The 15133-nt window shown below is 67.0% G+C and carries 15 protein-coding genes; 4 read left to right on the forward strand and 11 right to left on the reverse strand.

The window, feature by feature from the left end; all coding sequences use genetic code 11:
• Positions 1-88 precede the first annotated feature (88 nt).
• Positions 89-1297: a 2-octaprenyl-6-methoxyphenyl hydroxylase gene (gene ubiH / locus AC13GA_RS01845; protein ID WP_482997430.1), complete on the forward strand. Its 1209-nt coding sequence runs from the start codon at positions 89-91 to the stop codon at positions 1295-1297.
• Positions 1294-2475 (forward strand): UbiH/UbiF family hydroxylase, encoded by a 1182-nt coding sequence (locus AC13GA_RS01850; RefSeq protein ID WP_482997431.1) that lies wholly within the window; start codon positions 1294-1296, stop codon positions 2473-2475. The genes ubiH and AC13GA_RS01850 overlap by 4 nt, the downstream gene beginning before the upstream one ends.
• A gap of 211 nt (positions 2476-2686) precedes the next feature.
• On the opposite strand, the gene AC13GA_RS01855 is transcribed toward AC13GA_RS01850, so the two are convergent.
• From AC13GA_RS01855 to AC13GA_RS01880, 6 genes are all read right to left on the reverse strand, one after another.
• Positions 2687-3082, reverse strand: coding sequence for an EF-hand domain-containing protein (locus AC13GA_RS01855; RefSeq protein ID WP_136639918.1), 396 nt, complete (start codon positions 3080-3082; stop codon positions 2687-2689).
• 50 nt (positions 3083-3132) lie between these two features.
• Positions 3133-4200, reverse strand: a complete 1068-nt coding sequence (gene rlmM / locus AC13GA_RS01860; protein WP_136639917.1) for a 23S rRNA (cytidine(2498)-2'-O)-methyltransferase RlmM — start codon at positions 4198-4200, stop codon at positions 3133-3135.
• Positions 4184-4744, reverse strand: coding sequence for a nucleoside deaminase (locus tag AC13GA_RS01865; RefSeq protein ID WP_012510109.1), 561 nt, complete (start codon positions 4742-4744; stop codon positions 4184-4186). Before AC13GA_RS01865 ends, rlmM begins: the two co-directional genes overlap by 17 nt.
• 98 nt (positions 4745-4842) lie before the next feature.
• Positions 4843-5565 carry a DUF6348 family protein gene (locus AC13GA_RS01870; protein WP_136639916.1) on the reverse strand — a complete coding sequence of 241 codons (723 nt, stop codon included), beginning with the start codon at positions 5563-5565 and terminating at the stop codon, positions 4843-4845.
• Positions 5566-5613: 48 nt separating this feature from the next.
• Positions 5614-6267: a hypothetical protein gene (locus AC13GA_RS01875; protein ID WP_136639915.1), complete on the reverse strand. Its 654-nt coding sequence runs from the start codon at positions 6265-6267 to the stop codon at positions 5614-5616.
• 43 nt (positions 6268-6310) lie between these two features.
• The gene (locus tag AC13GA_RS01880; RefSeq protein ID WP_253079216.1) at positions 6311-8059 is read right to left on the reverse strand and encodes a glutamine--tRNA ligase/YqeY domain fusion protein; all 1749 of its coding nucleotides are present in this window, start codon (positions 8057-8059) and stop codon (positions 6311-6313) included.
• A 217-nt stretch (positions 8060-8276) separates the two neighbouring features.
• On the opposite strand from AC13GA_RS01880, the gene AC13GA_RS01885 reads away from it, so the two are divergent.
• On the forward strand, positions 8277-8540 hold the full coding sequence (locus AC13GA_RS01885; RefSeq protein ID WP_046987838.1) for a putative signal transducing protein: 264 nt from the start codon (positions 8277-8279) through the stop codon (positions 8538-8540).
• Between the two features lie 30 nt (positions 8541-8570).
• Positions 8571-9236 (forward strand): peptide-methionine (S)-S-oxide reductase MsrA, encoded by a 666-nt coding sequence (gene msrA / locus AC13GA_RS01890; protein WP_046987839.1) that lies wholly within the window; start codon positions 8571-8573, stop codon positions 9234-9236.
• Positions 9237-9915: 679 nt separating this feature from the next.
• Here the strand turns inward: msrA and AC13GA_RS01895 are convergent.
• The 5 genes from AC13GA_RS01895 to ahpC form a co-directional block, all read right to left on the reverse strand.
• Entirely contained in the window at positions 9916-10872 is a 957-nt protein-coding gene (locus tag AC13GA_RS01895) for a transaldolase (RefSeq protein WP_046985200.1), read from the reverse strand.
• Positions 10873-10922: 50 nt separating this feature from the next.
• A complete protein-coding gene (gene rnk, locus AC13GA_RS01900) occupies positions 10923-11327 on the reverse strand; it encodes a nucleoside diphosphate kinase regulator (RefSeq protein WP_014036052.1) in 405 nt (134 codons plus the stop codon).
• Positions 11328-11450: 123 nt separating this feature from the next.
• Positions 11451-12413, reverse strand: coding sequence for a LysR substrate-binding domain-containing protein (locus tag AC13GA_RS01905; RefSeq protein WP_046985201.1), 963 nt, complete (start codon positions 12411-12413; stop codon positions 11451-11453).
• Between the two features lie 85 nt (positions 12414-12498).
• Positions 12499-14091: an alkyl hydroperoxide reductase subunit F gene (ahpF, locus tag AC13GA_RS01910; protein ID WP_136639796.1), complete on the reverse strand. Its 1593-nt coding sequence runs from the start codon at positions 14089-14091 to the stop codon at positions 12499-12501.
• 225 nt (positions 14092-14316) lie between these two features.
• On the reverse strand, positions 14317-14880 hold the full coding sequence (gene ahpC / locus AC13GA_RS01915) for an alkyl hydroperoxide reductase subunit C (protein WP_004144811.1): 564 nt from the start codon (positions 14878-14880) through the stop codon (positions 14317-14319).
• Positions 14881-15133: the final 253 nt, after the last annotated feature.

Here is a 15133-nt window from a genome sequence, read left to right on the forward strand (position 1 = left end):
ATTCAGGTTTCATTCTAGCCCGCCGCGCGGGTTGGCGCAGGCGGGATGCATTGGGCTTGCAGTGGGGGTGAGCGCGTATCATGAGCCCATGAGTGAACGACATGACGTGCTGATCGTCGGTGGCGGGCTGGTCGGCGCCAGCCTGGCCATTGCCCTGGACCGCCTGGGCCGCGACGTGGGCCTGCTCGAGGCCAGCCCGGCAGGTGAGCTGCCGGCGGTGTTCGACCAGCGCAACCTCAGTTTCGCCGCCGCCACCGTCAATGCGCTGACCGCGCTGGGGGTGATGCAGAAGCTGTCGATGGCCCCCGGCCCTATCCGCCGCATCCATGTCAGCCGTGCGGGCGACTTCGGACGGGTACAGCTCGAAGCGGCCGATTACGACAGGCCGTGGTTTGGCCAGGTAGTAGTCGCGCGGGATTTCGGCCAGGCGCTGGAAGCGCGGCTTCTGGAACTTCCGCGCCTGCGCCGTTACCGGCCGATGCGGTTCCTGGGGCTGGGCGACGTGGTCGACGGCTACCGCCAGGTGCGGGTGGCTGACGAGGCCGGCGAGCGCGTGCTGCTGGCACGTCTGGTGGTGGGGGCCGATGGCACCACCAGCGGCGTGCGTGGCGCGCTGGGCATCGAGGTCGACCGCCATGATTTCCAGCAGACCCTGTTCGTGGCCCGCGTGCGCAGCCAGCGCGCGCCGGACGGCACCGCCTGGGAGCGGTTCACCGATAGCGGTCCGACTGCCCTGCTGCCGCGTGGCGATCGTCACTTCGGCACCGTGCACGGCGTAGCGCGCGATCAGGCCGATGCAGTAATGGCGCTGGACGATGCCGCCTGGCTGCAACGCCTGCAGAGCACGATCGGCTGGCGTGCCGGCCGCCTGCTCGAGTCCGGCCCGCGCAGCGCCTATCCGCTCATCCAGGTGCTGGCGCGCGCGCTGGCCGGTGAGCGTACGGTGTTGCTCGGCAATGCCGCGCAGACCATCCATCCGTTGGGTGCACAGGGCTTCAACCTGGGCCTGCGCGATGCGCTGACCCTGGCCGAACTGCTGGAGGATGCGCATGAGGATGCCGGCAGTGATGCATTGCTGCAGGCCTATGTCGCGCGCCGCGAGGAAGACCGCCGGCAGACGGTGGCGTTCTCCGGTGGCCTGGCGCGCCTGACCAGCAACCCGGCACCGTTGATGCGGCCGCTGCGCAGCCTCGGCTTGGTGGCCGCACAACGCGCGTCGGTGCAGTCGATGCTGGTCGGTGGCGCGATGGGCTTCCGTGGCGACGTGCCGCGCCTATGCCGCGGAGAAGCTGCATGAGCCGGCGCATGCGTCTTGATGTGGCCATCGTTGGTGGTGGCGTGGTCGGTGCCGCGTGTGCGTTGGCGCTGGCCGATGCCGGCCTGTCGGTTGCGCTGGTGGAAGGCCGTGAACCGGCACCGTGGCAGGCCGCCCAGCCGGACCTGCGCGTGTTCGCCTTCGCCGCTGACAACGTACAACTGTTGAACCGCCTGGGCGTGTGGCCGGTGATCGCCCTGGCCCGCGCCTGGCCTTACCGGCGCATGCAGGTGTGGGACGCCGCCGGCGGTGAGGATCTGTTGTTCGACGCCGACCGCTTCGGTCGTCGCGAGCTGGGCTACATCGTCGAGAACGGCTTGTTGCAGGACCGCCTGTGGGCGGCACTGCCAGCGGCGGGCGTGCAGCTGCATTGCCCGGCACGGGTGGAAGCGCTGGAACAGGATGATGACGGTGTTCGCCTGCGCCTGGACGACGGTCGCCGCCTGGAAGCAGCGCTGGCAGTGGCGGCCGATGGCGCCGAGTCGACCCTGCGCCAACTGGCCGGGATCGAGGTGGAGCGGCATGACTACCACCAGCGTGGCGTGGTGGCCTATGTGGACAGCGAACTGCCGAACCAGGCCACCGCATGGCAGCGCTTCCTGCCGACCGGGCCGCTGGCGCTGCTGCCGGTGGCCGAGCGTCGCAGTTCGATTGTCTGGACTCTGCCCGAGGATGAAGCAGCGCGCGTGCTGGCGCTGGACGAGGACGCCTTCGACCGCGAACTGACGCGTGCGTTCGCCGCGCGCCTGGGCGAACTGCGGCTGGCATCAGCGCGTGCGGCGTTCCCGCTGCGTCGGCAGCTGGCCCGTCACTACGTGGCCGGCCGCGTGCTGGCATTGGGTGATGCCGCGCACGTGGTGCATCCGCTGGCCGGGCAGGGCGTGAACCTGGGCCTGCGCGATGTTGCCGCTCTGCAGCAGTGGCTGGCGCCGTCGGCCGAACGTCGCGGACAGCCGCGGCTGTCGCCGCAGCGCCTGCAGCGCTGGGCACGGGAACGGCGCAGTGACAACCAGATCGCCGCCTACAGTTTCGATGCGATCAATCGGCTGTTCTCCAACGACGAGATGCACCTGACCCTGGCCCGCGGCCGCGCGCTGGGCTGCGTCGGCAAGTGGCCGCCGCTGGTGCAGGCGTTCTGGAAGCGCGCCGCCGGGGTCTGACCGGAATACAGGCCGCTCTGGCAGGTGCCAACGCCGCTCTGGTAGGTGCCAACCTTGGTTGGCACAAGGCTGGAAACAGCCTCGCCTCATCTGGGTCCAGGATGCCTGATGGATGTGCCAACCAAGGTTGGCACCTACCAGAAGCGGGCTCCGCTACCGCCGTTGATCCAGTAGCTCCACGCCATGCGTGGATGAAGATCGCGCCGGTGAATCAATCAACCAGCCAACCGGCCAGATCGGCACGGTCCAGCTTGCCGCGACGCTTCACGTCCAACGCATTGAACTCATCGGCCAGCGCCGGATTCGCCTGCGCTTCTTCGCGGCTGATGAAACCATCGCTGTTCACATCCAGCGCAGCGAAGTGGATGCGGTACTGGCCGACCACGCTGCTGGGTTCCAGCGAGCGCACGGTCACCTGTGCCTCGCCGGCCGGCCGTGCAATCTCGACGCTGCCGCTGACCCGGCCGGCATCCAGCGGTTGCTGGCGGATCGCTCCGCCGGTCCGACCCAGCGGCTGGCTCTGCGCCGGCATGGGCGGCAACTGCTGTGCAATGGCCGGCGCCGTTGCAAGCAGCGCGATCAGTATCGGAATCGAGCGGTATCGCATGATTGCCATTCCTCGGTAGCGCCGGGCCACGCCCGGCGGGCGCGATGGCCTCACCGCAGCGGCGAGGCCAACACCGTGATCTCCTCACGGTCGTGATACAGCTGCTTGGCACGCACCACCAATGGCTTGCCGGCCTGCTCCTGGAACAGATCCAAACACAAGCGGGTTTCGTCCCAGCGCTTCTTCATCGGCAGCTTCAGATTGAAGATCGCGTGCCTGCACCATCCTTCGCGGAACCAGGTAGCCATGCGTTCGGCCACGCGGCGCGGCTGCTCGACCATGTCGCAGACCATCCAGTCCAGCGGCTGTTCCGGGTGCCAGTGGAAGCCGTCGGCGCGCAGGTGCTCGACCAGGCCGGTGTCCAGCACGTGCTGGCGCAGCGGGCCGTTGTCGATGCTCAGCACGTGCATGTGCTGGCGGGTCAGCACCCAGGTCCAGCCGCCCGGCGCGGCGCCCAGGTCAGCCGCGCGCATGCCGGGCTTGGCCAGTGCCTCGCGTTCTTCCGGGGTCAGCAGGGTCAGCAGCGCTTCGTCCAGCTTCAACGCCGAACGCGACGGCGCTTCGGGCAGCAGCTTCAGGCGCGGGATGCCCAATGCCCACGGTGCGCTGTCGGCCGGGTCGGCCACGCAGACGAAGGCATGGGTGCCGTCGACAAATACCACATGCAGGCGCGGCAGGCGATTGTTTGGCTTGTCAGTGAGCTTGCCGGCCTTGCGCAGCGCCGGGCGCAACGCATTGCCGAAGGCGCGGGCCAGCCCGGACAGCGGCTTGCCGGCGTCCGAATCGGGGTGCTCCACCCACAGGTCGCCGAAGCGCGGCGCATCGGCCAGCACCTCCAGCATCGGGGTGATGCGATCAGCCGGGTCCAGCTGCGGCAGTTCGGCCAGCACCACCAGCTTCTGCCGCGCGAAGATCAGTTCGCGCCAGCGCAGCCGTGGTGCCAGCGCGGCAGCTTCGTCGCACATGAACAACACGTAGCCGTCATTGCGCTGGGTGCGCGCATAACCGGCGAAACCGGCTTCACCGGCGCGGAACTGCAGCTCGCCGGCCAGCTCGGGCTCGAAGCCCTGCCGGCACAGGCACAGCAGGCCGATGCCGGTTTCAGTAACGGGCGCCATCGCTTTCCCCATAGGCACGCAGCACACTGCGTGCGGCGTCGCGGTTCAGGCCCTGCACCACTTCGATGCCGCGCTTGTTGAGTTCGCCGACCCAGTCGGCCGGCAGCGGGCCTTCATCGAATGGGGTCAGTTCTTCGACGTCGGCCGAGTTGGCACCGATCAGCAGGCGGTCGATGCCGGCCCACACGGTGGCGCCGTAGCACTGGCAGCACGGTTGCGAACTGGTGGCCAGGGTGACCGGCGACAGCACCGCGTTCAGGCGCGGGGTCTGCAGGCGCTGCTGGGCCAGCATGTAGGCCATGTTCTCGGCATGCGCCAGCGAGGTCGAGTGCGGCATGACCCGGTTCACGCCGGCGGCGATGACCTTGTCTTCAGGGCCGAACACCACGGCGCCGAACGGGCCGCCACTGGCGTGCTCGACGTTCAACCGCGACAGCTCGATCGCCAGCGCGACCTTGGCCTCATCGCCCGGATATCGACGATCCAGGTCGATCTGGTCGTGGATCCAGGCGGGAAGGGTCAGGTGGACTTGCGCGTACAGCATCGCGGGGGTGCCTCGTAATGGGATGGAAGAAGGTGCGGTTGCTTGGGAAACCGGCGCGCAGTGTAGCTGCACCGGCCTGTATCGGGTGTGGCGGTGGGTCAGCCCGGCGAGCCGGTGCGGATCACCACGTACTGCTTGCGGAACTCCAGTCCGGCCTGCGGCCAGCTGGCGGCGTAGGTGCGCAGCAGGGGCAGAGCGGCGCCGAAGTCGTGGCCGTTGACCCGGCAATCGGCCTCGCACAGGCCGTCGGCATCGCGTGAGGCGAACAGGCGGATGGCGAGGAACTGGCGCGCCTTCAGCAGCGCGTCGAAGGCGTCCATGCTGCGGGTGAACAGGCAGCAGGGGCAGGAGCCGTGGTCGTCCTCGCTGCAGGTGGATGCATCCACCTCCTGCGCGCGGTAGTGCGCCAGCGGCCCCAGTACGACAGTGCGTTGGTGCTCTTCGCCGTCGTCGCTGGCCGGATAGGTCAGGCCCATCATCGGCAGGCCCTGCGCGTCTTCGGCGCCGATCGCGGTCTGCAGCGTCGCCAGGTCCACCCGCACCCAGGTCTGGAAGCCGGACAGCAGCGATGCCTGCTCATCGGCACCGTTGGCGTGCTGGTACTCGAACAGGCCGTCGGCGAACAGCACCGGATGCTGGCTCTCGATGACGGTGGAGGTCTGCCAGCCGCCGTTGTCGCGCTCCTGCGCGGCCATCGCATGCGGGGTCAGGCGCAGGCCGCTGTCCAGCAGCAGCGCGCCACCGTCGGCGCGGCTGGCGATGCCGGCGCCCTGCAGCACCTGCTGCAGCAGCGGGAGGAGATCAGTGGAGGTCGTGGTCATGTCAGGCCTGTGGATGGATGGGGCGGAACATCCAGGCAGGGCCTGGAACTAGCGCTCGAGCGCGTCGAGTTCGGCGCGATATCGCTGCGCATCGGGCTGCTGCTGCGGGTCGTTGCCGTGGTCGCGCAGCCAGGCTTCCAGTTCGCGGCGATAGTCCGCGCGGAAATCGGCGTTGCCCGGGCTGAAATGCAGCTTGCGTGCCGCCACTTCCACCCGCTCGCGCGCGCTGGCCCGGGCCTGGGCGATGCCGTGCGGTGATTCGTTGGTGAGGATGACGAAGTTGCGCGGGAAGCCCGCCGTGTACTTCACCACGAATGGCTGGTCGGGTGCCGGGATGCGGATCGCGTTCTCCAGCGGCCACAGCGAGGCGGTGTTGGTGTGGAACACCACTTCCACATCGCGGCCCTCGGCCGTGCGCAGCACCGCTTCGTAACGCCAGATGTACTGCTCGTTGAGCGTAGAGCTGGTTTCCTCGGCCTTGACGATCACCGCTTCACCGCGCTCGCCCACCACGTTGAGGAAGGCGGCGTTGAGGAAGTGGCCGAGGAAGATGTTGAGCATCGCCAGCGGGAACACCACGATGGCGTAGCCCGGAAAGCGCCGCCACCACGAGACCAGCCCGGCCAGCACCATCGCTGCAAAGAACGTCAGCAGCGGATGCTGCGAAATGAACCAGAGCAGGGCGGACAGGGCGGTGATCATCGTCAGGGTCGTGCGGGCGCCGTGCTGGCGCCCGCTCGGGTCCTCAGGCCGACCAGGTGTCGCGCAGGGTCACGCTGCGGTTGAACACCGGCTTGGCTTCGGTGTGGTCGCGGCGGTCGGCGACGAAGTAGCCGGTGCGTTCGAACTGGAACGACTGCTCCGGCGCGGCGCTGGCTGCGGCCGGCTCGACATAGCCGGTGACAGTGCGGCGCGATTCCGGATTGAGGTAGTCGCGATAGGTCTTGCCTTCCGATTCGTCGTCCGGGTTCGGCACCGAGAACAGGCGGTCGTACAGGCGGATCTCGGCCGGCACGCCATGCACGGCGCTGACCCAATGGATGGTTCCCTTGACCTTGCGGTTGGCGCCTTCCATGCCCGGACGCGATTCCGGATCCAGCCAGCCGCGCAGCTCGGTGATGGTGCCGTCGGTATCCTTGATCACTTCGTCGCAGCGGATGATGCCGGCGCCGCGCAGGCGCACTTCGCCACCCGGCACCAGGCGCTTCCAGCCCTTCGGCGGCACTTCGGCGAAGTCCTCACGGTCGATCCACACCTCGCGTGCGAACGGCACTTCGCGGCTGCCGAAGCTCTCGTCCTTCGGGTGGTTGCTGAAGGTCAGCTGCTCTTCATGGCCTTCCGGCAGGTTGGTCAGTACCAGCTTGACCGGATCGACCACCGCCATGCGACGCGGTGCGGCGCTGTCCAGGTCTTCGCGCAGCGCGCCTTCCAGCACGCTGAAGTCGATCAGCGAATTCTGCTTGCTGATGCCCACGCGCTCGGCGAACAGGCGCATCGCGGCCGGGGTATAGCCACGGCGACGCAGGCCCTGCAGGGTCGGCATGCGCGGGTCTTCCCAGCCGTCCACCAGCTGTTCGGTGACCAGCGCCATAAGCTTGCGCTTGCTCATCACCGTGTAGTTGATGTTCAGGCGCGAGAACTCGATCTGGCGCGGCTTGGCCGCTTCGCGCGGCAGGCCGGCGTCGACCAGCGGCTGGGTCAGCGCGTCGTCATGGGCGAAATCGACGTTGTCCACGCACCAGTCGTACAGCGGGCGGTGGTCTTCGAATTCCAGCGTGCACAGCGAGTGGGTGATGCCCTCGATCGAATCGCCCAGCGCGTGCGCGAAGTCGTACATCGGGTAGATCGGCCACACGTTGCCGGTGTTCTGGTGCTCGACGTGCTTGATGCGGTAGAGGGCCGGATCGCGCAGGTTGATGTTCCCGCTGGCCATGTCGATCTTCGCGCGCACGGTGCGCGCGCCATCGGGGAACTCGCCGGCACGCATGCGACGGAACAGATCGAGGTTTTCCTCGACGCTGCGGTCGCGCCACGGCGACGGGCGGCCCGGCTCGGTCAGGGTGCCGCGGTAGGCGCGCACTTCCTCGGCCGACAGGTCGCAGACATAGGCCTTGCCGTCGGCGATCAGCTTCTCGGCGGCCAGGTAATAGGTCTGGAAGTAGTCCGAGGCGTGGCGCAGCTCGTTCCACTCGAAGCCCAGCCAGCGCACGTCGTCCTGGATCGCGGCCACGTATTCCGGATCTTCCTTGGCCGGGTTGGTGTCGTCGAAGCGCAGGTTGCAGACGCCGCTGAACTCGCCGGCGATGCCGAAGTTCAGGCAGATCGACTTGGCATGGCCGATGTGCAGGTAGCCGTTGGGCTCTGGCGGGAAGCGGGTCTTGATCGCCTGGTGCTTTCCGCTGGCCAGGTCCTCGCGCACGATCTGGCGGATGAAATCGCGCTTTTCGTGGCTGTCGGCGGGGGTCTCGGGGCTGGCGGGGGTGTGCTCGGACATGAGTCGGCGAAGAGAAAGGCAGAAAGACCAACAGTTTAGCGCGTAAGGGGCGGGGCTGCCCGGTGGCGATCGGGGTTGCCGGCCAGCGGCCGGCGAAATGTGGATCGACGTACAGATGGGTAGTGCCGGCCGCTGGCCGGCAGAACGGTCATGCGCCGTCACCACCACCATTCAGCCCCCGGGCGTATGCTGGAATCCTGTCCCACGGAGCCGCCGCATGCACATCGTGTACAAGGCCGACAACCTGTTCGACGCCCACCTGGTCAAGCACGCGCTGGAGGATGCCGGCATCCCGGCCTTTGTGTTCGGCGAGTCGTTGCTGGGCGGCATGGGCGAGCTGCCGTTGTTCGGCGTGCTGCGGGTGGGCATCCCTGATGCGGCACGGCCGCAGGCCGAGGACATCGTGGCCGCGCTGGACTTGGGCCACGCCCCGGACGACCCCATTTCAGATGCAGACGACATTGCCGGCCTTCCGGCGTAGGAGCGCATCATGTTGGGAATCGGACAGGGCATCCTTGGCATCGGCGCCTTCAAGCAGCGCCTGCCGCGCGCGGAAGAGGCGCTGCCGGGCCGAGAGCAGCCGTTGCCGCTGCACAGCAACCAGCACTTCGTGAACAGCCATCCGCTGAAGGACCGTTTTGCCGGCCTGCAGCAGATCCGTTTCGCGCTGGGCTGCTTCTGGGGCGCCGAGCGCAAGTTCTGGACCGAACCGGGCGTGTACAGCACCTCCGTGGGCTATGCCGGTGGCATCACCCCGAACCCGACCTACGAAGAGGTCTGCTCGGGCCTGACCGGGCATACCGAAGTGGTGCAGGTGGTGTTCGACCCGGCGGTGGTGAGCCTGGAACGGTTGCTGCAGCTGTTCTGGGAAAGCCACGACCCGACCCAGGGCATGCGCCAGGGCAACGACACCGGTACCCAGTACCGCTCGGCGATCCACGCCACCGACGAGGCCCAGTACGCCGCCGCGCTGGCCAGCCGCGAGGCTTACCAGGCCCAGCTGGATGCGGCCGGCTACGGCCCGATTACCACCGAGATCGTGTACCCGGCGCCGGAGTACTACTACGCCGAGGACTATCACCAGCAGTACCTGGCCAAGAACCCGAACGGCTACTGCGGCATCGGCGGCACCGGCGTGAGCTGCCCGATCGGGTTGGATGTGGAGGCGCCGCGCTGACGCGCGGTGGTCCGCCTGCGGCGGGCAGAAGCCAAAGCCAAAGCCAAAGCGGTTCTGGGTTTCTGTGGGTTGGGCGGGGCGGTGTGGGTTGGCAGGACACGCCGTGAACCCCCTCCGGGGTCCGGCCCAGCCGCTGGCGGCTGGGCGTTCGGGCGCTTGCGAAGCAGTGCTTCGCAAGCAAAGCGCCCTCACCCCTGGGGGCTCGATGGCGCCTTGCTCGTGTGCGCTGTCCTGCGCACACGGCAAGACCGGGGTTGGGCGTCCTGCCCAACCCGCCCGAGGCAGGCCTCGGGCCCATGGCGCCAACGGTCCTGCCAACCCACACCGCCCCGCCCCCGACCGTTTCCCGGTGACGGTGGGCAAGAGCATTGGTTTACTGACGAACTGATGGAAAACAAAAAGGACGCGGCGTTCGCCGCGTCCTTTTTGTTTGTTTGCTTGTGAGCACGCGCAGCGCGCGACCCGCTGTTGCTTTTCTTTTCTTTCTTCCGTGGCGGGCGGCCACAGGAAACTGTCAGAGGGCGGGCGGGTTGGGTTCGCGGGAGTGTCCGCCGCATGGATGCGGCGGCCAAGCCTCCAGGGACGGATTCACGGCGTCTCCCGCGAACCCAACCCGCCCGGCCAAGCGCGGCTTTTGCTCATAGCCCCCCGCCACGAGGGGCTCAGCCGTTGGCTGGAATCACAGTTCCGAGCGAATGCGCTCGCGCAGCGCCTGCAGATCCTTGGCAAACGCATCGATACCCGTCGCCAGCTTCTCGGTCGCCATCGGATCGGCGGCCAGGTCGGCTGCGAACTTTGCCGCGTCGATCGGCGTCACCTGCACCGCTTCAGCGGCACCGGCCACCAGCTTGCGCGGCAGCTCGCCGTGGTCGGCGTCCAGCTTCTCCAGCAGGTCCGGCGAAATCGTCAGGCGGTCGCAGCCGGCCAGCGCTTCGATCTGCGCAGTCGAACGGAACGAGGCGCCCATCACCACCGTCGGCGAACCGCGGCGCTTGAATTCGGCGTAGACGCCGCGCACGAACACGACGCCCGGATCTTCATCGATGCTGGCCGGGGTCTGGCCGTTGGCCACGTACCAGTCCAGGATGCGGCCCACGAACGGCGAGATCAGGAACGCGCCGGCTTCGCTGCAGGCCAGCGCCTGGGTCGGGTTGAAGATCAGCGTCAGGTTGCAGTCGATGCCTTCGGCCTGCAGGATGCGCGCGGCTTCCACGCCTTCCCAGGTCGCGGCGATCTTGATCAGAATCTTCTCGCGCGGCACGCCTGCATCGGCGTACATCTGGATGAACTGGCGGGCCTTGGCCACGGTGGCAGCGGTGTCGTGGGCCTGGTCGGCGTCCACTTCGGTGGACACGCGGCCCGGCACCAGTGTGCTCAGCAGCGCGCCGACGCCGATGGTCAGGCGGTCGGCCACGGCATGCACCACGGCTTCGCGGTCGCCACCCTGCTGGCGGCCCCAGGCCAGTTCGCGTTCGATCAGCTCGGCGTACACCGGCAGGTCCAGCGCCTTCTTCACCAGGGTCGGGTTGGTGGTGCAGTCCACCGGCTGCAGGCGCTTGATTGCCTCGTAGTCACCGGTATCGGCAACGACCACGGACAGTTCGCGCAGCTGGGACAGTTTGGACGGGGTACTCATTACGGCTCCTGGTGCAGGGGGATCGAATCGCGCGCGGTGCGCAGCGGTAATCAGGGGCGGTCGTTGTGGACCGCAGTCACGCGCAGGCGCAGCTTGCGGCCGCCGGGCGCATTCCAGTCGATGCTCTGGCCGATGGCCAGACCAAGCAGGGCACTGCCGACCGGGGCCAGCACGGAAACCTTGCCTTCATCGACGTTGGCTTCGCGGGGGAAGACCAGGGTCAGGACGTGCTTCTCGCCCGACACTTCATCTTCGCACTCCACGCGCGAATGCATCATGACGATGCCTTCGGGAATCTGGTCCGGTGCCAGCACGGTGGCACGGTTGAGTTCTTCGGCAAGCGCGAGCGCGGCAGGCGTCTGGCTCAGCGCAGGGGATTCGAGCATGGCGTCCAGGCGGTCCATGTCGAAGGTAGAAACGGTGATCGACGGCGGCAGGCCGCTGGCGGTGTTCATGATGAAGCTCCTTGGTTGAAAGCCATGCAAAAGGCGGCACCTGCTGGCGCCGCCTGTCTGTATTGTGGGGACAAATGCGACCGGAATCGACTCCCACCGATTCCGGGCCGGTGCTGCGGGGGATCAGCCGTTCAGCGCGGGGCCGGGCAAGGCGGTCGCGTCGCTGGTGGCATTCAACGCATCAAGGGTGAACAGCGCCTGTGGCAGGCGCTTGAACTGGTCGGCCAGCTCCATCAGGAAGTCGTTCATGGCCGAGCTGCGGCGCCAGATCATGGCGATGCGGCGGCTGGGGCGGCCTTCGCCGGTGAAGTCGAGCAGGCGGATGTTGTTCGAGCGCGGCACCGGCGGCTGCACCGACAGGCTCGGCAGCAGGGTGATGCCGACGTCGGCAGCGACCATCTGCCGCAGCGTTTCCAGGCTGGTGGCGCGGAACTCGGACTTCTCGTTGGCACCGAACAGGCGGCAGACTTCCAGTGCCTGGTCGCGCAGGCAATGCCCGTCTTCCAGCAGCAGCAGCTTCTGCGTGGCAAGTTCCTGCACGTCCAGATGTTCGCGGCGGGCCAGCGGGTGGCGCCCGGAAACAGCCAGCAGGAACGGTTCCTCGAACAGGAACTCGGCATGCAGCTGGTCGTCGATCACCGGCAGTGCCAGCAGCGCAGCGTCGAGCTTGCCTTCGCGCAGGCGGTCCAGCAGCACATCGCTCTTTTCCTCGACCAACAGCAGTTCCAGCTCCGGGAAGCGATCGCGGATGCGCGGAATCACATGCGGCAGCAGGTACGGACCGAGGGTCGGGAAGATCCCCAGGCGCACCGTACCGGCTTCCGGATCGCGGCTGCGACGTGCGGCTTCCTTCAGTTGTTCCACCTCGGACACGATCACGCGTGCCCGTGCCGCCGCTTCCTGGCCGGCCGGGGTCAGCATCACCTTGCGCGGTGCGCGTTCCACCAGCGGCAGGCCCAGCTCTTCTTCCAGCTTGCGGATCTGCGTGGACAGCGTCGGCTGGCTGACGAAGCAGGAGGCGGCAGCCCGGCCGAAATGCTTGTGGTCGGCCAGGGCTACCAGGTACTTCAGATCACGTAGGTTCATCCTTACACCCCAGGGGTAACGGACCGGCTGACGGCATGGTTACCCGACAGGCAGACAATGTTCCCGGTGATCTGGGAACGATGGATCAGGCAGCTTCAGCAACAGCACCACTGCTGCTGCTCACCGACGAGCGGATCAGGTGGTCGAACGCACTCAATGCGGCGGTCGAACCGGCACCCATGGCAATGATGATCTGCTTGTAGGGTACCGTCGTGCAATCGCCAGCGGCGAACACGCCCGGCAGATTGGTCTGGCCGCGATCATCGATGACCACCTCGCCACGCGGCGACAGCGCCACCACATCCTTCAGCCACTCGGTGTTGGGCAGCAGGCCGATCTGCACGAAGATGCCTTCCAGCTCGACGCGGTGGGCGTCGCCGCCGACGCGGTCCTTGTAGACCAGGCCGGTGACGCGGCTGCCGTCGCCCAGCACTTCGGTGGTCTGTGCGCTGGTCAGCACGGTGACATTGGCCAGGCTGCGCAGCTTCTTCTGCAGCACTTCATCGGCGCGCAGGCTGGAATCGAATTCCAGCAGGGTTACATGCGACACGATGCCAGCCAGATCGATGGCTGCCTCCACGCCGGAGTTGCCGCCGCCGATCACCGCCACGCGCTTGCCCTTGAACAACGGGCCATCGCAGTGCGGGCAGTAGGCCACGCCCTTGTTGCGGTACTGGTCTTCGCCCGGCACGTTCATCTGGCGCCAGCGTGCGCCGGTGGACAGGATCACCGAACGCGACTTCAGCACCGCGCCGTTTTCCAGCTGCACCTGCACCAGGCCGTCTTCACCGGCCGGCACCAGCGCGCTGGCGCGCTGCAGGTTCATGATGTCCACCTCGTACTCGCGCACGTGCTGTTCCAGCGCCGTGGCCAGCTTCGGGCCTTCGGTCTCCTTCACCGAAATGAAGTTCTCGATCGCCATGGTGTCCAGCACCTGGCCACCGAAACGCTCGGCGGCGATGCCGGTACGGATGCCCTTGCGCGCGGCGTAGATCGCCGCTGCGGCGCCGGCCGGGCCACCGCCCACCACCAGAACGTCGAAGGCGTCCTTGGCGGCGATCTTCTCGGCATCGCGCTTGCCGGCGTTGGTGTCCAGCTTGGCCACGATCTGCTCCAGGGTCATGCGGCCCTGGTCGAACACTTCACCGTTGAGGTACACGGTCGGCACCGACATGATCTCGCGCTTCTCGACTTCGTCCTGGAACAGGGCGCCGTCAATGGCTACGTGCTGGATGCGCGGGTTGAGCACCGCGGCCAGGTTCAACGCCTGCACCACGTCCGGGCAGTTCTGGCAGGACAGCGAGAAGTAGGTTTCGAACCTGTAGTCGCCTTCCAGATTCTGCACCTGCTCGATCAACTCGGCGGTGGCCTTGGACGGATGGCCGCCGACCTGCAGCAGTGCCAGCACCAGCGAGGTGAACTCGTGGCCCATCGGCAGGCCGGCGAAGGTCAGGTGGATGTCCTGGCCCGGGGTGCCGAGGTCGAAGGACGGCACGCGGCCCTGGCCATCGCGCAGCACCTGCAGCGAAATCTTGTCCGACAGGCTGTCCAGGGTCTGCAGCAGTTCCAGCATTTCCTGCGACTTGGCGCCGTCATCGGCGTGCGCGGTGATCTGGATCGGGCGGGTCACGCGCTCCAGATAGGTCTTCAGCTGCGACTGCAGGTTGGCGTCCAACATCGGGTCATCTCCTGGCTTCAGGCAAACAGGGGGCGTGGCACCGCTGTAGAAGGTAGCGGACCAGCAGGGGGTAGGGGTGAACCCAAGACAGCGACCGTGGAAGGGGCTGGCTGGCCAAGGCGGGCGAGCGTTGGCTGTCTTGGGTTCACCCCCACGCCGGCGGGGGGACCGGCACGGGGATGAAAGGCGCGCCGTGGCGTGGGGCCACGGCAGGCCGGTACTGCTTTAGATCTTGCCGACCAGGTCCAGCGACGGGGTCAGGGTCTTCTCGCCTTCCTTCCACTTTGCCGGGCACACCTGGTTCGGGTTGGCGGCGGTGAACTGGGCAGCCTTCAGCTTGCGCAGGGTCTCGGAGACGTCACGGGCGATCTCGTTGGAGTGGATCTCCAGGGTCTTGATCACGCCTTCCGGGTTGATGATGAAGGTGCCGCGCAGGGCCAGGCCTTCTTCCGGAATGTGCACGCCGAAGGCGTTGGTCAGCTGGTGGGTCGGATCGCCGACCAGCGGGAACTGGGCCTTGCCGACAGCCGGCGAGGTTTCGTGCCACACCTTGTGCGAGAAGTGGGTGTCGGTGGTGACGATGTAGACCTCGGCGCCGGCCTTCTTGAACTCGGCGTAATGGTCAGCGGCGTCTTCGATCTCGGTCGGGCAGTTGAAGGTGAAGGCGGCCGGCATGAAGATCAGGACCGACCACTGGCCCTTCAGGGTGCTGTCGGAAACCTTGATGAACTCGCCATTCAGGTAAGCATTGGCTTCGAACGGCTGGATCTGGGTGTTGATCAGGGACATCGTTTTTCCTCTGGGTGAAGGGGAGTGGGTGAATCGACAGGACCTAGGTTACCGGCTCGCTATCGATAAGAACAATCCATTGATTGCATCTATTTGATAGGTGCAGTCTATCAAAAGGCCATGAGCTGACACTGAACCTTGCCACCCTCATCCTGCAACTGCCTGTGTGACAAGAGAAATCTTCCCAAGGCATGGAAAGGGGCCGATAGCCCCTCCTTATTCCCTCCGGCGGAACCTGAACGGATCGCAGGTT

The organism is Stenotrophomonas sp. 22DLJC03 (genome assembly GCF_056861405.1).